The 18,101-nt window shown below is 68.1% G+C and carries 14 protein-coding genes; 9 read left to right on the forward strand and 5 right to left on the reverse strand.

The genetic code is table 11. The features are described from left to right. Nucleotides 1-33 precede the first annotated feature (33 nt). The 4 genes from AC1Q87_RS03965 to AC1Q87_RS03980 all read right to left on the reverse strand — a co-directional run bounded on the left by AC1Q87_RS03965 (nucleotide 34) and on the right by AC1Q87_RS03980 (nucleotide 4,740). On the reverse strand, nucleotides 34-1,638 hold the full coding sequence (locus AC1Q87_RS03965) for an N-acyl-D-amino-acid deacylase family protein (protein ID WP_492607677.1): 1,605 nt from the start codon (nucleotides 1,636-1,638) through the stop codon (nucleotides 34-36). Nucleotides 1,639-1,710: 72 nt separating this feature from the next. Next, nucleotides 1,711-2,730, reverse strand: coding sequence for an N-acetyl-D-Glu racemase DgcA (dgcA, locus tag AC1Q87_RS03970; protein ID WP_492607678.1), 1,020 nt, complete (start codon nucleotides 2,728-2,730; stop codon nucleotides 1,711-1,713). Beyond that, complete coding sequence (dgcN, locus tag AC1Q87_RS03975; RefSeq protein ID WP_492607679.1) at nucleotides 2,688-3,770, reverse strand: N-acetyltransferase DgcN; 1,083 nt, start codon at nucleotides 3,768-3,770, stop codon at nucleotides 2,688-2,690. Before dgcN ends, dgcA begins: the two co-directional genes overlap by 43 nt. 55 nt (nucleotides 3,771-3,825) lie before the next feature. After that, nucleotides 3,826-4,740 carry a LysR family transcriptional regulator gene (locus AC1Q87_RS03980; RefSeq protein ID WP_492607680.1) on the reverse strand — a complete coding sequence of 305 codons (915 nt, stop codon included), beginning with the start codon at nucleotides 4,738-4,740 and terminating at the stop codon, nucleotides 3,826-3,828. 261 nt (nucleotides 4,741-5,001) lie between these two features. Here AC1Q87_RS03980 and AC1Q87_RS03985 point away from each other — a divergent pair, with 261 nt between their 5' ends. From AC1Q87_RS03985 to AC1Q87_RS04005, 5 genes are all read left to right on the forward strand, one after another. Continuing rightward, nucleotides 5,002-7,794: a TonB-dependent receptor plug domain-containing protein gene (locus AC1Q87_RS03985; protein WP_492607681.1), complete on the forward strand. Its 2,793-nt coding sequence runs from the start codon at nucleotides 5,002-5,004 to the stop codon at nucleotides 7,792-7,794. Nucleotides 7,795-7,941: 147 nt separating this feature from the next. Then, nucleotides 7,942-9,330 (forward strand): DcaP family trimeric outer membrane transporter, encoded by a 1,389-nt coding sequence (locus tag AC1Q87_RS03990; RefSeq protein WP_492607682.1) that lies wholly within the window; start codon nucleotides 7,942-7,944, stop codon nucleotides 9,328-9,330. After that, nucleotides 9,327-11,000 (forward strand): aspartate-alanine antiporter, encoded by a 1,674-nt coding sequence (aspT, locus tag AC1Q87_RS03995; RefSeq protein ID WP_492607683.1) that lies wholly within the window; start codon nucleotides 9,327-9,329, stop codon nucleotides 10,998-11,000. The genes AC1Q87_RS03990 and aspT (AC1Q87_RS03995) overlap by 4 nt, the downstream gene beginning before the upstream one ends. A gap of 13 nt (nucleotides 11,001-11,013) precedes the next feature. After that, the gene (gene aspT, locus AC1Q87_RS04000) at nucleotides 11,014-12,696 is read left to right on the forward strand and encodes an aspartate-alanine antiporter (RefSeq protein WP_492607684.1); all 1,683 of its coding nucleotides are present in this window, start codon (nucleotides 11,014-11,016) and stop codon (nucleotides 12,694-12,696) included. Between the two features lie 19 nt (nucleotides 12,697-12,715). Next, a complete protein-coding gene (locus AC1Q87_RS04005; protein WP_492607685.1) occupies nucleotides 12,716-14,302 on the forward strand; it encodes a bifunctional aspartate transaminase/aspartate 4-decarboxylase in 1,587 nt (528 codons plus the stop codon). Here the strand turns inward: AC1Q87_RS04005 and AC1Q87_RS04010 are convergent. Continuing rightward, nucleotides 14,286-14,531 carry a hypothetical protein gene (locus tag AC1Q87_RS04010; RefSeq protein ID WP_492607686.1) on the reverse strand — a complete coding sequence of 82 codons (246 nt, stop codon included), beginning with the start codon at nucleotides 14,529-14,531 and terminating at the stop codon, nucleotides 14,286-14,288. The genes AC1Q87_RS04005 and AC1Q87_RS04010 overlap by 17 nt on opposite strands. A gap of 130 nt (nucleotides 14,532-14,661) precedes the next feature. Here AC1Q87_RS04010 and ccoN point away from each other — a divergent pair, with 130 nt between their 5' ends. From ccoN to ccoP, 4 genes are read left to right on the forward strand one after another with little or no spacing between them, the layout of a single operon-like run. Further along, nucleotides 14,662-16,320, forward strand: a complete 1,659-nt coding sequence (gene ccoN / locus AC1Q87_RS04015; RefSeq protein ID WP_492607687.1) for a cytochrome-c oxidase, cbb3-type subunit I — start codon at nucleotides 14,662-14,664, stop codon at nucleotides 16,318-16,320. Between the two features lie 13 nt (nucleotides 16,321-16,333). After that, nucleotides 16,334-17,068 carry a cytochrome-c oxidase, cbb3-type subunit II gene (gene ccoO / locus AC1Q87_RS04020; protein ID WP_492607688.1) on the forward strand — a complete coding sequence of 245 codons (735 nt, stop codon included), beginning with the start codon at nucleotides 16,334-16,336 and terminating at the stop codon, nucleotides 17,066-17,068. Continuing rightward, nucleotides 17,065-17,244, forward strand: a complete 180-nt coding sequence (locus AC1Q87_RS04025) for a cbb3-type cytochrome c oxidase subunit 3 (protein ID WP_267230235.1) — start codon at nucleotides 17,065-17,067, stop codon at nucleotides 17,242-17,244. Before ccoO ends, AC1Q87_RS04025 begins: the two co-directional genes overlap by 4 nt. Then, nucleotides 17,231-18,097: a cytochrome-c oxidase, cbb3-type subunit III gene (gene ccoP, locus AC1Q87_RS04030; RefSeq protein WP_492607689.1), complete on the forward strand. Its 867-nt coding sequence runs from the start codon at nucleotides 17,231-17,233 to the stop codon at nucleotides 18,095-18,097. Before AC1Q87_RS04025 ends, ccoP begins: the two co-directional genes overlap by 14 nt. Nucleotides 18,098-18,101: the final 4 nt, after the last annotated feature.

The raw sequence follows: 18,101 nt of genomic DNA on the forward strand, positions 1-18,101 counted from the left end.
TGCGCATCCTTTTCGCTCTCCGTTCCCCCAGGGTCAGCTGCAGGAGCCGGCGGTCGGCGCGTGCAGGACGCCCGTGCCGGGCAGGGCGTCGGTGGGCTTGCCGTCGCGGACCACGAACTTGCCGTTCACAAGCACCTGTTCGGCGCCGACCGACAGCAGTTCGGGCTGCACGTAGGTGGCCTTGGGGGCGTAGGTCGCCGGATCCAGCACCACGACGTCCGCGTGGTAGCCGGGCCGGAGATAGCCGCGGTCGGTCAGCCCGAAGGTGTCGGCGGTCAGGCCGGTGCTGCGGTGGACGAAGTCGGTGACGCTGACCGTCTTCTCTGCCTTGACGTACTTGGCGTACTTCTCGGCGAAGCTGGCGTACTTGCGCGGGTGGCCCTCGGAGCCGTCGGACGAGGTCATGACCCAGGGCTGTTGCATGAACGCCTTGATGTCCGCTTCGCTCTGATTGAACGAGGCGACGCCGGCGTCGCCGCGCTGCAGGATCCGTACGGCCGCCTCGATTGGATCGACGTTCCAGACCTTGGCGATCTCGGCCAGGGTCTTGCCCATGGCCTCGCTGACCCGCGTGCGGGTGAGCAGCAGGGAGTCGGCCCCGCCGCGGCGGCGCATGTTCTCGGCCATTTCGGCGCGGATCTTCGGGCCGAGGGTCGGGTCGGAGAGGCGCTTCAGCATCGCCGCCTCGCCGTCGACCTGCGCCCAGCGCGGCAGCAGGGCGGCCGATAGCCCGGTGCCCGACGCCGCCCAGGGATACTGGTCGGCGGTGACCTTCAGGCCGGAGGCCTGGGCCGCCTCGACCATCTTGATGATCTCGCCGGCCTGGCCCTGGACGTCGACGCCGAGCGCCTTGATGTGGCCGATGTGGACGGGGATGCCGGCGCCCTTGCCGATGTCGAACACCTCCTGCACCGCGCCCTTCAGACCGATCGTGTACGAGGACTCATCGCGGATGTGGCTGTCGTAGGTCCCGCCGCGCTTGGCCGCCTCCTTGGCGAGGGCGATGACCTCCTCGGTCTTGGCGTAGCTCTGCGGCGGATAGAACAGGCCGGTCGAGAGGCCGAGCGCGCCTTCGCACATGGCCTTGGCGACCATGCCCTTCATCTGGTCGAGTTCGGCCGCGTTCGGCGCGCGGTCGGAATCGCCCAGCACACGCTGGCGCAGGGTGCCGAAGCCGACATAGGTGGCGACGTTGGTCCCGACGCCGTTCTGTTCGAGCTTGGCGAAGGTGTCCTTCACCTCGGGCGCGGCGCGGCCGTCGCTGCCGACGAAGACGGTCGTCACGCCCTGCATGGCAGCCGCCAGATTGCGGCGCATGCCGGCGTCGGCAGACGACAGGTCCTCGAAATAGTGGGTGTGGGGATCGATGAAGCCGGGGGTGACGAGCTTGCCCTTGGCGTCGATAGCGGTCGCGGCCTTGATCTTCGCCTTGGCGGCGTCTCCGACGAAGACGATCTTGCCGCCAGTGATCGCGACGTCGGCGGTGACGCCGGCGCCCTGGCCGCCGTCATAGACGGTCCCGCCCTTGATCAGCACGTCGACCTGCTGGCCCGACTGCGCGTGGGCCAGGCCGAGCGCCCCGGCCGAGAGCGCCAGAGCGCTGGCGCCGGCGACGGCGATCTTCTTGGACGTCTTCATTGAGCCTCTCCCCCAAACAGGCGCCCTCGCGCCGTCAGCAACTCTCGCCCCCCGGTCGGGCCGCGCCTAGCGTCAGACGCTTGGCGAGGTCATAGCCGGCGGGCATGGCGTTCCCCAGAACCCCGGCGCGGCCGGCGTCAGCTTGCCGGCCTCCAGGCGCACGCCGCCCGGATGATCGGCCTTGAGCCATAACGGGCCGTCGAGATCGACGAACTCGGCCTCGCCCGCCAGCAGCAGGGCCGGGACGATGGAGCGCGAACTCGAGACCATGCAGCCGATCATCACGCCGAATCCGCCGGCCCTGGCCGCGGCCAGCAGGTCGAGGGCTTCGGTCAGGCCGCCGGTCTTGTCCAGCTTGATGTTCACGACCTGATAGCGGCCGGCGAGGTCGCCCAAATCGGCGGCGACGTGGCACGATTCATCAGCGCAGATCGGGATGGCGGGGTTGAACCCGGCCAATTGGTGATCCTGGTCGGCCGGCAGCGGCTGTTCGACCAGGGCCACCCCTAGTTCCTGCAGCAGGGGCTGGATGTCGCGAAGCAGCTCGAAGTTCCAGCCTTCGTTCGGATCGACGATCAGCTGGGCCTGCGGCGCTGCGGCGCGGACGGCGCGCAGGCAGGCCTCCGGCTGCTCCGCATCGACTTTGACCTTGATGACGGGCGCGCCGTTCATCGCCGCGGCGGCCCGGCCCATGGCTTCGGGCGTGTCCAGGCTGACGGTCAGGGCGATGGTCACCGGCGCCGGTTCAGGTTGATGCAGGAGTTCGGCGACGGTGCGACCCGCCAGCTTGGCCTCCAGGTCCCAGAGCGCGCAGTCGATGGCGTTGCGGGCCGCGCCCGGGGGCAGGGCGCGCAGGAGCTCGATCCGGGTCATGCCGCCGCGAACCGCCTGCGCCACCGCTTCGACCTGGGCCAACACGCTGTCGAGCGTCTCGCCGTAGCGGGCGTAAGGCACGGCCTCGCCGTGACCGCCGTGACCGTCGTGCCCGATCTCGACGGCGACCACGTCGGCCGCCGTCTTCACGCCTCGCGAGATGCGGAACGGCGCGGCTAGCGGCCAGTGTTCGCGGCGAGCTTGGAAGGTTCGAAGCATGCGATCAGCCTGTCGACGATGAGATTGACGCCCATGGACACCGGGTCCTGGGCGGGGAGGCCGAGCAGGTCGCTCGCCTCCGTGCAGGCGCGCTGGGCGGCTTCGGCGGACATGCCCGAGGTGTTGAGCGCCACGCCCACGGCGATCACGTCGGGATTGGTCAGCCGCGCTGCGGCGAGATTGGCCTCCAGGCAGGTCTTGAGATCGGGCAGGGCGCGGCCGGGAAGGCCCCGCATGCTCTCGCGCCCTGGTTGGTGGCAGAGGACCAGGGCGTCGGCCTGGGCGCCGTGCAGCAGCCCGAGCGAAACGCCGGCATAGGACGGATGGAACAGCGAGCCCTGGCCCTCCAGCAGATCCCAGCCGCCGTCGTGGCGGGCCGGCGAGATCTGCTCGGCGGCGCCGGAGATGAAGTCGGCGATGACGGCGTCGATCGGCACGCCGGACTGGGCGATGAAGATGCCGGTCTGGCCGGTGGCCCGGAAATCGGCCTTGAGGCCGCGGGCCTGCATTTCCCTCTCGAGGGCGAGGGTCGTGTACATCTTGCCGACCGAGCAGTCGGTGCCGACGGTCAGCAGGCGCATGCCGGCGCGGGGACGGCCGTTGCCGACGGGGATGTCGGCCGGCGGTTCGCGGACGTCGAAGAGTTCCAAGCCGCCGGCTGCAGCGGCCTCGACGATTTCGGGGTGGTTGCGAAGCCGGTCATGCAGCCCCGAGGCGACGTTCAGGCCGGCGCGGAGCGCGGCGACCACGTCGGCGACAATGCCGGGCCCCATGATCCCGCCGGCGTTGGCGACGCCGATGATCACGGTCTTGGCGCCCTTGGCCTTGGCCTCGTCGAAGTCGAGGTGCGGCAGGCCGAGGGTCTGGTTGCAGTTCGGACCGCGGAATTCCCCGACGCAGGCCTGCGGACGCCAGACGGCGACGCCGCGCGAGGTTTTCACCGACAGCTCGTCCTTAGAGTCGCCGAGATAGAGGAGAAACGGGGAGGGGATCATCAACAGCTCCAGACCAGCCAGGGCGCGCCCGGCGGGCTGGATCATGTCGTCCGGCGGCTCCCGCGATAGGTCAAAGACGGGGCTGCGATATAGCCGGCGGTTATGTGTGCCGTTCGGCGAGGGTCTGCTGCAGGACCGCGATGAAGTCGCGCGCAGGGCGCGAGGGCGGCCGGTCTTCGAGGTAGATGCAGTGCACGCCGAAGGTGACTTTCGGGGTCAGCGGCCGGAAGTCGAGTTCAGGGCTGAGGCTGGCGCGGGCGGTGAACTCATCGACCACGGCGACCCCCGCGCCGTGCCGCACCAGGGCGGCGGCGACATAGTAGGTCTGGACGAAGATGCGCTCGCTGCGCCCGGGGTCGTCCTGCACCACTTCGCTGGCGAACAGGGCGCCGACCGGGCCGCTGCCGGCCAGGCTGATGAGGTCGCGGTCGCGGGCCGCGTCGAGGCTGAGCCGCTCGGGCGCGTCGGGAATTTCGTCCTTCCGATAGAGCATGACGAGCTCGCCCGAGCCGATGCGGACGTCGGCCAGTCGGGGGTGCCGCGGGGCGTCGTAGGCCACCGCCAGATCGCTGTTGCGCTCGTACAGCGCCTTCAGGATGTCGTCGTTGTGCAGGGTGTGGATATCGAAGGAAACATTAGGCCGTTGCTGGCGAAACCGCGCGACCGCGGCGGGCGCGACGCCGAGCCCGAGAGAGGGCAGGACCGCCAGCCGGATGTGCCCGTCGCCGCCGGCGCGGAGGTTCCGCGTCGTCTGCCGGAGGGATTCGATCCGGCCGTAGATGTCGTCGACCTCGCGGAACAGGGTGTGCGCCTCATCGGTAGGCACCAGGCGCCCCTTCACGAGGCGGAACAGGCGAAATCCGATCCGGCTCTCGGCGTGCTTGAGCACCTTGCTGACCGACGGCTGGGAGACGTTGAGGGCGCGGGAGGCGGCGCTGACCGAGCCCGACTGGTAGACCGCGTGGAAGACTTCGATGTGGCGCAGGTTCATCGAAGAACCCGGAACTGAGACCATGACCATTCCCCCTCAACGCCACTGAAACCCTGATGCGCAACACCGTGCGTGCGGGGTCGCGTCGATTTCACGCGACTGCGGAATAGCCGATCATTCAGCGCCGCCACAGGGGGCATCTGCCGCACCCGGAAGATTCCCCGGACGCCGCCAGACCCATGAGCTTCGGTTATGGGCTGAGGAAGCCTTCGACATTGGCGTCACGGGGTCGCCGACCAAAGGTCCGCGTCGACAACACGACGGGCGGCAGCAAGCGCCGTTCGCATGACGGGCATCGACGAGGGGACCATGCGAATTATCACGACTTCCTACGGCCGCGCTGCGGCCTGCGGCCGGCTGCGCAAGACGGCTCTGGCGGGTGCCAGCAGCCTGGTGATGGCCTGCCTGGCGCCGGCGGGTCCGGCGCTCGCCCAGGATCTGGTCGACGAACTCGTCGTCACCGCCAGCCGGGTGAACCGCTCGGGCTTCGACGCGCCGACGCCGACGACCGTGGTCGGGACGGAAAACCTGCAGGCGGTCGCGGCGACCAATGTCGCCGACATGCTGAACACCTTGCCGACCTTCGGCGGCGGCACGACCCCGTCGACCACTTCGCACAGCTCGCAGAACGCTGGCGCGAACTTCCTGAACCTGCGCGACCTGGGCAACAACCGCACCCTGGTGCTGGTGGACGGCCGCCGGCACGTGCCGACGACGGCGAGCGGCCTGGTCGACATCAACGTCATTCCCGCCTCGCTGTTGGGGCGGGTCGAAGTGGTCACCGGCGGCGCCTCGGCCGCCTGGGGTTCGGACGCCGTGGCCGGGGTCGTGAACCTGATCTTCCGCGAAGACCTCGAAGGTCTCGAAGGCCAGGTCCAGGGCAGCACCAGCCAATACAAGGACAACGAGGAGTTCAACGTCGCCCTGGCCGGCGGCTTCCGCTTCGCCGGCGGTCGCGGTCACTTCATGGCCGCGTCGGAGTTCGTCGACATGAAGGGCGTCGGGGCCGACCGCGACTGGTTCCGCGAGCACCAGCAGGTCATAGCCAACCCGGCCTATCGCGCGGGCAACGGCCAGCCGCAGAACCTGCTTGTTCCGAATGTCACCGCCTCGGTTGCGACGCTGGGCGGTCTGATCACCGATGGCCCGCTGAAGGGGCTGCAGTTCCTGCCTGGCGGCGTCACCGCGCCGTTCCGCTATGGCAACAACGTCGGCACCCAGTACCACACCGATGGCGACGGGCTTTATCCGGGCGACATCATCAGCCTGATGACCCCGCTGACCCGGGCCAACCTGTTCACCCGGACCACGTACGACGTCACCGACAACGTCGAGGCGTTCGTCGAGGCTTCGGTCGCCTACGCGGAGACGACCTTCAATCTCTCGACGTCCTATGACCTGGGGACGCTCACGATCCGCCGCGACAACGCCTATCTGCCGGCCAACGTCGGGGCGCTGATGGACGCCAATGGCGTCTCGACCTTCCGGATGGGCCGTTTCAACCGCGACATCGCCTTCAACGTCGTCGACAACAAGAACGCCACGGCGCGCATCGTCGTCGGCCTGAAGGGCGACTTCGGCGACGGCTGGAACTGGGACGCCTACTACCAGTACGGCCAGAACCGCTATGCGGCGCGGATCTTCAACAACCGGATCGCGGCCAATTTCACCAACGCCCTGGACGCGGTGATCAACCCGGCGAACAACCAGATCGTCTGCCGCTCGACCCTGAGCGCGCCGGGCAATGGCTGCGTGCCGATCAACCTGTTCGGCGAGGGCTCGCCCTCGGCGGCGGCGATCGACTACGTCACCGGCAGCCAGCACCTCGTCGCGAACATCGAGCAGCAGGCGGCCGCCGCCAGTCTGTCGGGCGAGCCGTTCTCGACCTGGGCCGGACCGGTCTCGATCGCGACGGGCCTGGAATACCGCAAGGACTCCGTCGATCAGCGCGTCGACGCCATGGCGCAGGCCGGGCTGTTCTCGATCGGCAACCCGAAGGCGATGAAGGGCTCGTACGACGTCCAGGAAGCCTTCGTCGAAACGGTCATCCCGCTGGCCAAGGACATGGCCTTCGCCCAGTCGCTGGACTTCAACGGTGCGGTCCGCGCGACCAACTATTCGACCAGCGGCACGGTCTGGACCTGGAAGGCGGGCTTCACCTACGAGCCGTTCGACGGCCTGAAGTTCCGGGCGACCCGTTCGCGCGACATCCGGGCCCCGAACCTTTCGGAGCTGTACTCGTCCTACGTGCTGACCTTCTCGTCGATCACAGATCCGGTGACCGGCCGGCAGTCGACGGTTCGCTCGCCGCAGCAGGGCAATCTGGCGCTGCAGCCGGAGGAGGCCGACACCTTCACCGCCGGCATCGTCTACGAACCGGCGTTCGCGCCCCGCCTGCGGCTGTCGGTGGACTATTACGACATCGACCTGCAGGGCGCGATCTCGACCCTGACCGGGCAGAGCATCGTCAACCGGTGCGCGGCCGGCGCGAGCGACCTCTGCCGCTACATCACCCGCAATCCGGACGGGTCGCTCAACGAGGTGATGCGGACGTTCATCAACCTGTCGAGCATCCAGGTGCGCGGCGTCGATACCGAGGTCAGCTACTCGACCCCGCTGTCGAACATCTTCGAGGCGGTCGACGGCGACCTGACGCTGCGCTTCCTGGCCAGCTACCTCGACCGCTACGTGACCAACGACGGAGTGACCTCGCTCGATACGGCCGGCGAGGTCGGCAACAACCGGCCGCACTGGCGCTGGACCGCCAGCGCCTCCTACGAGAACGGACCGTTCAAGGGCTACCTCCAGGGCCGCTACGTCGGCGAAGGCGTCTATGACGTCGAGCAGACCTATGACGACGCCCACGTCGACAGCCAGTTCGTGACCACGGCGTCCGCGGCCTGGAAGATCAGGGACGACGGGGCGCGCTCGCTCGAAGCGTTCGGGGTGATCAGCAACCTGTTCGACGTCGACCCGCCGGTGTCGCCGAACACCTTCATCTTCGGCAGCCCGAACTCCGGCGCGGCGCACGACATCGTCGGCCGCCGGTTCACGGTGGGCCTGCGCTTCACCTACTGATCAGTAGAAAGGCGCTGACCCGGCCCCGAAAACGCCAGGTCAGCGCCACATACGCGCCACTATACCCCTTTTTGGCGCAGCTTCTCGCGGAACGCCTTTCGGTTGAGCGCATTCTCCCTTTCGGAGAACAGCGTTAGAGGGGCTGGCGTGGAAAGCACGGGGGCGATCATCCCGGGGCGTCTGCTTGTGTCGGCCGGCGTGCTGTTCGCGATCGCCACTCCTGCGCATGGCCAGGACGACACCGCGGCGCTGCGGGCCGAAATCGCCAATCTGAAAAAGACCATCGCCGGGCTGGAGGCGCGGCTCGACACCGTCGAGAAGAAGGGCGTCGCGGCGCCGGAGGAAGCCAGACCGCTGGCCGCCCGGCCGACTGTCGCCGCCAGCGGGCCGAGCCTGCCGGCGCGCGAGACGATCGGCGACGAACTGACCGGCGTGGCGCGCGCCGACACACGGCCGCCGCCCAACGATCCAGAACTGAAGGGCTTCATTCCGATCCCCGGCACGGAGACGATGGTGAAGCTCGGCGGCTTCGCCAAGGTCAACGCGATCTACGACTTCGCGCCGGCGGGCAACCCGGACAAGCTGGTCACCTCGACGATCCCGGTCGGGGTCGGCGACGCGCACAACGCCAATGTCGACGCCAACGCCACGCGGTTCAGCTTCGATGTCCGGCGCCCGAGCTCGCTGGGCGCGCTGCGGTTCTACTTGGAGAACGATTTCTATGGCGGGGCTGGGACCACGGCGTTCCGCCTGCGCCAGGCGCACGGCCAGGTCGGCAACCTCTACGGCGGCTATGGCTACAGCGCCTTCGTCGACTCCGACGCCTATCCGGAGACGCTGGACGACGAGGGGCCGGGCGGCGAGATGCTGCTGCGGCTCGCGTCGCTCCGGTACATCTGGAAGATCGGCCGTGGCGTGACCACGACGTTCTCGATCGAGGATCCGTCGTCGGACATCCCGCTGACGAGCGGCCAGCGCGCCTATCAGCAGATGCCGGATCTGACGGCGGCCCTGCGGCTCGAGCGCGAGTGGGGCCACCTGCAGGGCGGCGCGGTCGTGCGCAACGTCGGCTACGAGTTCGGGACCAACGACCATAGCGAGTACGGGTACGGCGTCAGCGCCTCTGGCCTGGTGAAGCTGGGCGGCGATTTCGTGATGGGCGCGTTCACCTATGGCGAGGGGATCGCCCGCTATTTCAACGATCTTGGCGGCAAGGGCTATGACGGCGTCATCACCCCCAGCGGAGACGTCGACCTGCTGACCGCCTATGGCGGCTATCTCGGCTACACCCATCACTGGTCGCCGAAGTGGCGCACGAGCCTGGTCGGCGGCGGGGTGGTGCTCGACCGCAACCCCTACCTGTCCGACAGCGCCTATCGTTCGAGCGGCTATGGCGCGCTCAACCTGATCTGGCAGGGCAATCCGAACTTCACGGTGGGCGTCGAGGCGCTCTATGGCCGCCTGGAACTGCAGGACGGGCGCAGCGCCGACGTCACCCGCCTGCAGACCAGCATCAAATACGATTTCGTCAGATGATCGAGACGCTCGCGCACCACCCGGAGATGGCGTTGTTCGTGGCGCTGGCGCTCGGTTACCTGATCGGCGCGATCAAGCTGGGGCCGGTGCAGCTGGGCGGGGTGTGCGGCACGCTGATCGTGGCGCTGATCCTGGGCCAGAGCGGGGTGCGGCTGGATCCAGACCTCAAGAACATCGCCTTTGCGCTGTTCATCTTCGCGCTGGGCTTCACCGGCGGCCCGCAGTTCTTCGCCAACATCCGCCAGGGCTGGCGCTTCGGCGCGCTGTCGCTGGTCGAGGTGGTGGTGGTGATGGCCGTGGTGCTCACCGCCACGGCGGTGCTGGGGCTCAATCCGGGCGCGGCCGCCGGGCTCCTGGCCGGTTCGGCGACGGAGTCGGCGGTGATCGGCACCGCGGCCGAAGCGGTGACGCACCTGCCGATCCCGGCCGAGGAGGCGGTCGCGCTGCAGGGCCAGATCGCCACGGCCTACAGCGTCACCTACCTGGTCGGCCTGATCACCATCGTGCTGTTCACCAGCCAGTTCGCGCCGCTGTTGATGCGGATCGACCTGAAGAAGGAGGCGGCCGCCCTGGCCCAACGCATGGGGGAGGGGGAGGCCGCCGCCGCCGCCCGGGCGATGCCGGAGCTGGTGGGACGCGCCTATCTCGCCGGACCGTCCGCCGGCGCGACGGTCGCCGAGTTCGAGGCGAGCCTTGGCCACGACGCCACGATCGAGCGCATCGCCCGCGGCGGCGCGGTCCACGACGCCCACGGCGAGGATCAGCTGCGCGCCGGCGACGTGCTGATGCTGGTGGGCCGCCGGGCCGGCGTACTCGCCGCAGCGGCCAAGCTCGGCCCCGAGCAGCAGGTCCCCGACGATCTCAACATGCCGCTGGTGAGCCACGACGTCGTGGTGGCGAGCGGGCAGGTCACCGGCCGTCCGATCCGGCAGCTGCGCGAACTGGCGCCGCTCGACATCCAGCGTGGGGTCTACATCTCGCGGGTCCGGCGGATGGGCCACGACATCCCAGTCCTACCTGAGACCCAGATCCAGAACGGCGACGTCGTTACGCTCTACGGCGCCGAGCGCACGGTCGTTCGGGCCTCGCGCGAGTTGGGACGTCTGGTCGAGGCCGGCGACCACACCAACTTCGTGATGATCGGCGTCGGCATCCTGGTCGGCATCCTCATCGGGTTGCTGGGCGTGACCATCGCCGGGATCCGGATCTCGCTGGGGACGGGCGGCGGCTGCCTGCTGTCGGGACTGGTGTTCGGCTGGCTGGCGACGCGGCGCAGCGGGGCCTGGAACTTCCCGAGTTCGGCCGCCCAGATCCTCAAGGACTTCGGGCTGGCGACCTTCATCGCGGCGGTCGGCCTGTCGGCGGGCCCGGACGCCATCCGTCTGATCAAGGAATATGGCCTGACCCTGCCGATCGCCGGGATGCTGGCCGCGCTGCTTCCGGCGCTGGCGTCGCTGTTCATCGGCCGGAAGTTCCTGAAGATCGAGGCGCCGTTCCTACTGGGGGCCATCGCCGGCCAGCAGTGCAGCACGCCCGCGATCAGCGCCGTGACGGCGGCGGCGGGAAACTCAACGCCCGTCGTCGGTTACACGGTCACCTACGCGATCTCCAATGTCCTGTTGCCGCTGCTCGGCCCGATCGTGGTCGGGGTCGCGGCGAATATGAGTTGAAGGAGGACGGCGCATGGAATGGCTCCACGCCTTGTTCCAGAAGTCACCGGAAGCGGCGCTCTTCCTGACGCTGGCGATCGGGTACGCGGTCGGCAAGATCAACTTCGGGCGCTTCCAGCTGGGCGGAGTCGGCGGCTCGCTGCTGGCCGCCGTGGTGATCAGCCAGGTCGGGGTCGAGATCGACAACGGCGTGAAGTCGGTGATGTTCGCGCTGTTCATCTATGCGGTCGGCTACAACAGCGGGCCGCAGTTCTTCAACTCGCTGAACAAGTCGAGCCTGCGCGAGATCGCCCTGGCGGTGATCCTGGCCGTCACGGCGCTGATCACGGTGATCGTGCTGGCCAAGATGTTCCATCTGGACAAGGGCCTGGCGGCGGGACTTGCGGGCGGCGCCCTGACCCAGTCGGCGATCATCGGCACCGCCGGCGACGCCATCGCCCGGCTGCCGCTGCCGCCCGAGCAGATCAAGCAGATGCAGGCCAACGTCGCGATCGGCTACGCCGTGACCTACGTCTTCGGGTCGCTGGGCGCGATCATCGTTTGCGTGAACATCCTGCCGCGGTTCATGGGCGCGGACATCAAGTCCGCCGCGGCGGCCATCGAGGCGAAGCTGCGCGGCGGCGCGGTGCTGGGCCAAGGGGCGACCCCGGCGATGCCGTCGCTGGTCGGCCGCGCCTATCGCGTCGAGCACGCGGTCGGCAAGACGGTGCAGGAGGTGGAAGCCACCGGCGGGGACGACTTCACCGTCGAGATGATCCGCAGGGGCACCCAGATGCTCGAGCTGAGGCCCGATCAGCGCCTGGAGGCGGGCGACTTCGTCGTCGTCGTCGGCCGGCGCACCGAGGTCGTCGACGCCGCCAAGACCATCGGGCCCGAGGTGCTCGATCACAACGGTCCGCCTTTGGCGATGCAGTCGCGCCAGGCCGTGTTCACCCGCAAGGGCATGAACAACATGACCATCAATCAGGTCAGGTACGCCGTCGACCGCGACATGCGTCACGGGGTCTATGTCGAGAGCATCACCCGAATGGGACGGCCGATCCCGGTCCTGCCCGAGACGATCGTGCAGCATGGCGACGTGATCACCTTCTACGGCTCGGCCACCGACACGGCCCGCGCGGCGAAGGAGGCGGGCTATCCGGTCGACACCAGCGACAAGACCGACTTCGTCTATCTCGGGCTCGGGGTGTTGGTCGGCCTGTTGATAGGCCTGCTCAGCGTCCAGCTCGGCGACATCCCGCTGACCCTCGGCGCGGGGGGCGGCGCGCTGCTCTCGGGCCTGGTGTTCGGTTGGCTGCGGGCCAAGCGGCCCGTGTTCGGGGCCATGCCGCATCCGGCCGGACAGCTGCTGCAGGACTTCGGGCTGGCCGCGTTCGTCGCCGTCGTGGGTCTGAACTCCGGCAAGCAAGCGTTGGTCACCGTTCAGGAAAACGGCGCGACGATCTTCCTGCTCGGCATCGTCGTGACCCTGCTGCCGCTGCTGATCACCATGGTCATCGGCCGCTATCTGCTGCGCTACGACAACGCTGCAGTGTTCGCCGGCGCGCTGGCCGGGTCGCGCAGCGCCAATCCGGCCTTCGGCGAGGTGCTGGCCAAGGCCGAGAGCACCGCGCCGACCGTCCCCTTCGCCATCACCTACGCCCTGGCCAATGTGCTGCTGACCCTGCTCGGACCGCTTGTGGTCGGCCTCGTCTAGTCCTGCTCGGAGAAGCCCCATGGATCCCAAGATCGAAGAACTGTCGCAGCTGAGCCCCTTCGAGCTGAAGGACGCGCTGATCGAGCTGGCCTCGAGCGTCGAGAACCGGCTGATGCTGAACGCCGGGCGCGGCAACCCGAACTTCCTGGCGACCGTGCCGCGGCACGGCTTCCTGCAGCTCAGCCACTTCGCGCTGCGCGAATCCGAGCGCTCGTTCGCCTACATGCCCGAAGGCGTCGGCGGCTTTCCGCGCCGCCAGGGGATCGAGGACCGGTTCGAGATCTTCGTGCGCGAGAACTCGCACCATAAGGGCGTGAAGTTCCTGGCCGGCGCGGTGTCCTATGTCCGCGACCAACTCGGCCTCGACGCCGGGGCGTTCCTCTACGAGATGTGCGAGGCGGCGCTGGGCTGCAACTATCCGGTGCCGGACCGGATGCTGAAGCTGACCGAGATCGTGGTCGGCGCCTATCTGCGCCAGGAGATGATCGGCAAGCACCCGTTCGTCGGCGAGTTCGACGTCTTCGCGACCGAGGGCGGCACGGCCGCCATGACCTACATCTTCAACACCCTGCGCGAGAACCACCTGCTGGCGGCCGGCGACGCCATCGCCATCGGCATGCCGATCTTCACGCCCTACATCGAGATCCCCGAGCTCAATGACTATCAGCTCAAGGAGGTCAACATCGAGGCCGATCCGGCGCTGGGCTGGCAGTATCCGGACGCGGAAATCGACAAGCTCCTCGATCCCGCGGTGAAAGCCTTCTTCCTGGTCAACCCGAGCAACCCGCCGTCGGCGCGCATCGCGCAGAAGACGCTGGAGCGGATCGCCGGGATCGTGAAGAAACGGCCGGACCTGATCATCCTGACCGACGACGTCTATGGCACCTTCGCCGACGACTTCGTCTCGCTGTTCGCGATCGCCCCGCAGAACACGATCCTGGTTTACTCGTTCTCGAAATTCTTCGGCGCGACCGGCTGGCGGCTGGGCGCCATCGCCACCCATCGCGACAACGTGCTGGACCGCCTGATCAGCCAGCGTCCGGAGGCGCAGCTCAAGCAGCTCGACGAGCGCTACAGCTCGATCACCACGACCCCGCGCGAGCTGAAGTTCATCGACCGGCTGGTCGCCGACAGCCGCACGGTGGCGTTGAACCACACCGCCGGCCTTTCGACCCCTCAGCAGGTGCAGATGGCGCTGTTCTCGCTGTTCTGCCTGATGGACATCCACGGCGACTACAAGGCGGCGATGAAGCGGCTGATCCGGGCGCGGGAAGCGGCGCTCTACCGCGAGCTCGGCGTGGCGCCGGAGCACAATCCGGACGACGTCGGCTATTACACGCTGCTCGACCTGGAGTACCTGGGCGCCAAAGCCTTCGGCCAGGACTTTGTCGACTGGCTGATGAAGACGGTCAAACCGACCAACCTGCTGTTCGAGCTGGCCAAGGAGTCGGGCGTGGTGCTGCTGCCCGGCGGCGGCTTCGGCACGCAGTCGCCGGCTGGGCGGGTGTCGCTCGCCAATCTCAACGAGGCGGACTACGTCAAGATCGGCCGCGCGGCGCGCAAGCTGATCGAGAGCTACTACGAGCGCTTCAAGTCGAAGAAATAGGCGCGGCCTTCGGACGGCGGCGGCCCGCGATCAGCGTCGCCGCGCCTGAGGCGAACAGGGCGGCCGCGCCGATCAGCCAAGGACAGTGCGGCTGGCCGGCCGCGCCGCAGATGACGCCCAGTTCAGCGACGCCGCGGGCCGCAAGCCAGGCCATCTCAGCGCTCACGGCCGCGCCGACGAGCATGGCCGCTCCGGCGACGGTGATCAGGTCCGACTTCAACTGTGTCATGGCGTCCTCACTGGATGGCTTGAAGCCATAAAAACCAGCCGCCCGAGCGGCGCCTTGACCGAAATCAATGCCCCTACGGCAGGGCCCGGCCATCTCCCAGGCGTCGTCACCGTGACTCGCTTGGGGGACCATGACTACCTTGCCGGCTCCAGAGAGCAGGGCGCCGCGCGACGCGGTCCTCCTGTTCATCACAACGGGGATCTGCGCGTTCGCCGCGCTCCTCGCCACCGCCTTCACCGAAGACCCGCTGTTCCGGCTCCAGGGCTGGATTTTCCTCGGGGCCTTCCTGCTCGCGCTGTCGATCATGACAGTCGCCATCAACTCCGGCCGCCTGCAATCGCCGCAGGACCGCTACGCCGACGGCGTGGTGAGGGCAGGGGTCATCGCCACCATGTTCTGGGCGATCGTCGGCATGACCGCCGGCGTGTTCATCGCCGCCCAGCTGTCGTGGCCGAACCTGCTCTATTTCCCTGAGCACGGCTGGCTGAACTTCGGCCGCCTGCGTCCGGTGCACACGTCCGGCGTGATCTTCGCGTTCGGCGGCAACGCCCTGATCGCCACCTCCTTCTACGTGGTCCAGCGCACCTGCCGCGCCCGCCTGGCCGGCGGTGTCTGGCCGTGGTTCGTGTTCTGGGGCTACCAGCTGTTCATCGTGCTGGCGGCGGTCGGCTACGTGGCCGGCATCACCCAGTCCAAGGAGTACGCCGAGCCCGAGTGGCTGGTCGACCTGTGGCTGACGATCGTCTGGGTGGCCTACCTGTTCGTGTTCCTGGGCACGATCTGGAAGCGCAAGGAGCCGCATATCTATGTGGCGAACTGGTTCTACCTGGCCTTCATCGTCACCATCGCGCTGCTGCACATCGTCAACAACCTGGCGGTCCCGGTCAGCCCGCTGAACAGCCGCAGCTACTCGTTGTTCGCCGGGGTGCAGGACGCCCTGCTGCAGTGGTGGTACGGCCACAACGCGGTCGGTTTCTTCCTGACCGCCGGCTTCCTGGCGATGATGTACTACTTCGTGCCCAAGCGCGCGGAGCGGCCGGTCTATTCGTACCGCCTGTCGATCGTCCACTTCTGGTCGTTGATCTTCATCTACATCTGGGCCGGGCCGCACCACCTGCACTACACGGCGCTGCCGCAGTGGGCCCAGACCCTGGGCATGACCTTCTCGATCATGCTGTGGATGCCGTCCTGGGGCGGGATGATCAACGGCCTGATGACCCTCTCGGGGGCCTGGGACAAGCTGCGCACCGACCCGGTCATCCGGATGATGGCCGTCGCGATCGCCTTCTACGGCATGGCCACGTTCGAGGGGCCGCTGATGTCGATCCGCGAGGTCAACGCGCTCAGCCACTACACCGACTGGACCATCGGCCACGTGCACTCCGGCGCGCTCGGCTGGGTCGGCTTCATCACCTTCGGCGCCGTCTACTGCATGGTCCCGTGGCTGTGGAAGAAGGACGGCCTCTACTCGCTGAAGCTGGCCGAGTGGCACTTCTGGATCGCGACCCTGGGGATCCTTCTCTACATCTGCGCGATGTGGGTTTCCGGGATCATGGAAGGCCTCATGTGGCGCGAGTACACGCCGCAGGGCTTCCTCGCGAACTCCTTCGTCGAGACCGTCGCCGCCAAGCACATCGAGAACGTCATCCGCACCCTGGGCGGGGCCATGTTCCTCGCCGGCGCGGTGATCATGTCCTACAACCTGTGGCGTACGATCCGCATGCCCAGCTCTGCGCCCAGCGCCCAGAGCCTGAGCGGTCCCGCCCCCGCGCTCGTCGCGGCGCAGTAAGGCGAGGCCGACCATGTGGAAGCACCACACCAAGCTTGAGAAGCACTCCCTGCCGCTGGTCATCGCGATCCTGATCGTGGTGTCCATCGGGGGGATCGTCGAGATCGCGCCGCTGTTCTGGCTCGAGAGCACCATCGAGGAGGTGGAGGGCGTGCGGCCCTACACCCCGCTCGAACTGGCCGGACGCGACATCTACATCCGCGAGGGCTGCTACACCTGCCACTCGCAGATGGTCCGCCCGCTGCGCGACGAGGTCGAACGCTACGGCCACTACAGCCTGGCGGCCGAGAGCATGTACGACCACCCGTTCCAGTGGGGGTCCAAGCGCACCGGCCCAGACCTGGCCCGCGTCGGCGGCAAGTACTCGGACGGCTGGCACAAGGACCACCTGGTCGACCCGCGCTCGGTCGTCCCGGAATCCGTCATGCCGCCCTACGCCTTCCTGGCCGAGAAGGCGCTCGATTACCGCGACATCCAGGACAAGATCCGCGCGATGACCAAGGTCGGCGTGCCCTACACCCAGGACATGATCGACAACGCCAAGGACGACCTGGAGACCCAGGCCGACCCCTTCGCGGCGGCGAGCAAGTTCCAGGCCCGCTATGGCGGCAAGGTCATCCAGCGCGACTTCGACGGCGAGCCCGACAGGCTGTCCGAAATGGACGCCCTGATCGCCTACCTGCAGATGCTCGGCACGCTCGTCGACTTCAGCACCTACGAGGCCAAGGCCCCGGAGAACCGTCGATGAGCGATCTCACCTACGAGACGGTGGCGCGCTTCGCCCAGCAGGGCGGCCTGATCTACTTCGGGCTGATCTTCGCCTGCGGCGTCGTCTACGCGCTCTGGCCGCGAAACCGCGAGGCGTTCAAGCGCCTCGCCAGCCTTCCCCTGCAAGACGATGAGGCCCCCGATGTCCAAGCGTGAAGCCGACGAGGTGACGGGCGTCGAAACCACGGGACACGAGTGGGACGGTATCCGCGAGCTCGACAACCCGCTGCCGCGCTGGTGGCTCTACATGTTCTGGGCCGGCATCGTCGTGGCGGCGGTCTACTGGATCTTGATGCCGGCCTGGCCGGGGGTGCGCAGCTACACCCAGGGCGTGCTGGGGCAATCCGACCGCGCCGACGTGGCGGTGGCCCTGAACGACCTGAAGACCCTGCGCGGGGCGCAGGCCGCGCGCCTGAAGACCGCCAGCCTCGAGGAAATCGAGCGCGATCCGGAACTGCAGGCCTACGCGCAGGCGGTCGGCCAGTCGGTGTTCGGCGACAACTGCGCCACCTGTCACGGCACCGGCGGGGTGGGGGCCAAGGGCTACGCCAACCTGCGCGACGACGTCTGGCTGTGGGGCGGCTCGCTGGAGGACATCCACCACACCATCGAGGTGGGTATCCGGTCCGACCATCCGCAGACGCGCTTCTCGCAGATGCCGGCCTTCGGCCGCGACCAGATGCTGACCGCGGCCGAGGTTTCGGACCTGACCGAGTACGTCGTGGCGCTGTCGGGCCGGCCGGCCAACGCCGCCGCGGTGCGCCGCGCCGCGCCGATCTACCAGACCCAGTGCGTGGCCTGTCACGGCCCAGCCGGGACCGGCGACCAGAAGCAGGGCGCGCCGAACCTGACCGACCAGGAGTGGCTGTACGGCTCCGCGCGGGCCGACATCCACGCCCAGATCTGGAACGGCCGCAACGGGGTCATGCCCAGTTGGAAGGCCCGCTTCGATCCGGAAACCCTGAAGGCGCTCGCCGTCTACATCCACGCCAACGCCGGAGGCCAGTAGGGCC

The organism is Phenylobacterium sp. GW823-FHT02A09, assembly GCF_058797775.1.

Coding starts and splice junctions, on each gene's coding strand:
- AC1Q87_RS03985 (WP_492607681.1), top strand. CDS start 5,002: ATGACGGGCATCGACGAGGGGACCATGCGAATTATCACGACTTCCTAC.
- ccoP (WP_492607689.1), top strand. CDS start 17,231: ATGTCCAAGCGTGAAGCCGACGAGGTGACGGGCGTCGAAACCACGGGA.
- dgcA (WP_492607678.1), bottom strand. CDS start 2,730: ATGCTTCGAACCTTCCAAGCTCGCCGCGAACACTGGCCGCTAGCCGCG.
- AC1Q87_RS03980 (WP_492607680.1), bottom strand. CDS start 4,740: ATGGTCTCAGTTCCGGGTTCTTCGATGAACCTGCGCCACATCGAAGTC.
- aspT (WP_492607683.1), top strand. CDS start 9,327: ATGATCGAGACGCTCGCGCACCACCCGGAGATGGCGTTGTTCGTGGCG.
- AC1Q87_RS04005 (WP_492607685.1), top strand. CDS start 12,716: ATGGATCCCAAGATCGAAGAACTGTCGCAGCTGAGCCCCTTCGAGCTG.
- ccoN (WP_492607687.1), top strand. CDS start 14,662: ATGACTACCTTGCCGGCTCCAGAGAGCAGGGCGCCGCGCGACGCGGTC.
- ccoO (WP_492607688.1), top strand. CDS start 16,334: ATGTGGAAGCACCACACCAAGCTTGAGAAGCACTCCCTGCCGCTGGTC.
- aspT (WP_492607684.1), top strand. CDS start 11,014: ATGGAATGGCTCCACGCCTTGTTCCAGAAGTCACCGGAAGCGGCGCTC.
- AC1Q87_RS03965 (WP_492607677.1), bottom strand. CDS start 1,638: ATGAAGACGTCCAAGAAGATCGCCGTCGCCGGCGCCAGCGCTCTGGCG.
- AC1Q87_RS04025 (WP_267230235.1), top strand. CDS start 17,065: ATGAGCGATCTCACCTACGAGACGGTGGCGCGCTTCGCCCAGCAGGGC.
- AC1Q87_RS04010 (WP_492607686.1), bottom strand. CDS start 14,531: ATGACACAGTTGAAGTCGGACCTGATCACCGTCGCCGGAGCGGCCATG.
- dgcN (WP_492607679.1), bottom strand. CDS start 3,770: ATGATCCAGCCCGCCGGGCGCGCCCTGGCTGGTCTGGAGCTGTTGATG.